Origin of the sequence: Streptomyces canarius (assembly GCF_014650735.1) — a bacterium.
Taxonomy (GTDB): domain Bacteria; phylum Actinomycetota; class Actinomycetes; order Streptomycetales; family Streptomycetaceae; genus Streptomyces; species Streptomyces olivaceoviridis.
The window spans coordinates 1-1642 of the sequence record NZ_BMVN01000168.1; the positions used below are offsets into that span (position 1 = coordinate 1).

The following is a 1642-nucleotide window of genomic DNA, read 5'->3' on the forward strand; positions in this document are numbered from 1 at the left end:
CCTCGATCTTTCTTGACGGTCCGCCGACGGAGTCGGCGGACCGTTTCGCTTTCGGTGGCTGATGCCGGGCAGGCTGACAGCCCGAGTGCCGCGTCGGGTGGGCGCCGGGTTCCACTGCTCCGGTAGGGGTGGTGCTCCTCGTAGGGGCAGAGAGCCGCTGGTCAGCCGGGCTTCGGCAGGAGAGAGAGTCGTGCGAGAGCTGCGGTGATCTCGCCGGTCCATGGCCAGTGGCGGGCGAGGCGGAGGATGCGACGCCGGCCGGTCGTGACGAGCTGGGCGGCTGCGGAGAAGAGCCGGAGACGAAGACGGCGGGGTTCCCAGAGCCGGGCTTTGCCGGTCAGGGCGAGCATGGGCATCCAGGCCAGCAGGTCGAGCGCGAGCTGGACGATCTCCAGCCAGACCTTGTTCTGCGCGGTGTCGTGCAGGGGCAGGTTGCGCAGACCGGTGGCGCGGGCGGCCCGGATCCGGTCTTCGGCCCGGGCCCGCAGCCGGTGACGGAGCTCGAGTTCGGCGATGGGGCAGCCGGCGGTGTTGGTGGCGAAACAGGTGATCCGCATGCCGTCCGCGTCGGTGATCCTCAACTGGGCCCCGGGATGGGGCCGTTCCTTGCGGACGATCAGCCGCATCCCTTTCGGCCAGCCGTCGAGCAGGTCGCCGGTGAGTTCGGCGACCCAGGCCCCGTCGCGGACCTCGCCGCCGGTCTCGACGGCCGGGGTCCATGCCGACTCGGGGATCTTCAGGACGTGCTGGTGGATGGTTTCGGTGATCACCATGCCAACGGAGTAGGACAGCCAGCGCCCGCGCCGGGCGAGCCAGGAGACGAACTCGTGGGTGCCTCCCGCGGAGTCGCAGCGGATGAGAGTCTGCCGTCCGCGCCGGTACTTCTTGGGCAGTTGGGCGAGGGCGAGACGGGCGGTTGTGATGTGGTCGGCGGCGGTGTTCAAGCCCGCGTTCCCGGGGCGGAGCAGAGCGGCCACGGGTTCGCCGGTCCCGCCCGGCCCGTGGTCGACGAACCCCATCAGAGGGTGGTGGCCGTAGGTCTTCTTCCAGGTCGGGGCGGCATCTTGCTTGTCGGAGTGGGAGACGACCAGGACTCCGTCCAGGTCCACGATCACCTGCCCACCGGTGTCCGGTGCCCGGCTGCCAGCCAACGTCCAGGCGCGTTGGCGCACTCCAGATCGCCCGGTGCGGATGGCGGTCAGTGCCTTCTCGCCCGCGGTGGCGAGGGTGTCGATCAAGCGGGAGACCGTCGGGTCGGAGGCGACCGGTCCGAACACAGCTGGCTCGGCCCGCAGCATCGCGATGTCGGCAAGGCAGTCCCCGCCGAGCGCGACCGCCAGCGCGGCGTCCAGGAGGATCTTGCCCGGGTCGTGGACGGCCCGCGACTTCCGCCAGGGGGCAAGCGCCGCGGATATGGCCTGGTCAAGGCCGGTCTTGCGGACAGTTTCGACCAGCAGGACCGAACCGGCCTGCGAGAGCACGGCTCGGCCGTCACTCTGGACAAGGAGATGGGGGTAGGACCCGGTAGGCTTCTTCACCTGGAAAGTGCCTCTGGATTCAGCGGGAACAAGGACCTAGACAATCCTCATTCTTGCTGGTCAGAGGCACTTTTCTCTTACCTGACCATCCGTCGGACAGCCCG

The 1642-nt window shown here is 69.2% G+C and carries 1 protein-coding gene; it reads right to left on the reverse strand.

What is annotated here, in order from left to right:
• Positions 1-161 precede the first annotated feature (161 nt).
• A complete protein-coding gene (locus IE294_RS46620) occupies positions 162-1538 on the reverse strand; it encodes an IS1380 family transposase (RefSeq protein WP_189895371.1) in 1377 nt (458 codons plus the stop codon).
• Positions 1539-1642: the final 104 nt, after the last annotated feature.